2 protein-coding genes are annotated in these 505 nt (G+C 67.1%); both read right to left on the minus strand.

The features are described from left to right. Positions 1-72 precede the first annotated feature (72 nt). Positions 73-198: a hypothetical protein gene (locus ABD844_RS52595; protein ID WP_344897771.1), complete on the minus strand. Its 126-nt coding sequence runs from the start codon at positions 196-198 to the stop codon at positions 73-75. Positions 199-282: 84 nt separating this feature from the next. After that, positions 283-505, minus strand: a 223-nt coding sequence (locus ABD844_RS52600; RefSeq protein ID WP_344897774.1) for a hypothetical protein, incomplete at its 5' end; no start/stop codon positions are given.

Below are 505 nucleotides of genomic sequence, written 5' to 3' on the forward strand. Positions count from 1 at the left end.
CTTCGCGTGGCGGTCACAGCAGGGCATCTCGGCCCACACAACACGCGGCGGTGCGCTTCAGGTGGTCGGGCACTAGTTTTCCTCCTGGTCGAGCGCGGCCTGCAAAGAGAGCTTCAGCTTTACGGCCTCGTCGAGGCTTATGTCGCTGAGGCTGCCGTCGAGAGTGCGGCTGCCGGGCAGTGGGTCGATGTGGATCACGGGCTGTTGTCGGCGCGGGAGACCGCCACAGGGCTTCCGGCGACGGTGTACTCGTACGGTTCGTCTCCCATGGACGTCGGCTCCTCAGCGTCCGTGACGGGAAGATCTCGATCCGCCCCGAATGCGTACCTTGCGTTCCTCTTCCGGAGTCAGGGCGATGGCGGGCAGGGTGGTGACGCGCTCGGTGAGGGCGCGGGAGAGGCGGTGCCAGCCGTCGATCGGCATCTCCAGGCCGGGCTGGCCTGTGCTGGGATCGGGCAGCGGTGCCAGCAGGATGGGCTTGGAGAGATCCACGGTGGTGACGTGG

Source organism: Nonomuraea antimicrobica (assembly GCF_039536965.1).
Taxonomy (GTDB): domain Bacteria; phylum Actinomycetota; class Actinomycetes; order Streptosporangiales; family Streptosporangiaceae; genus Nonomuraea; species Nonomuraea antimicrobica.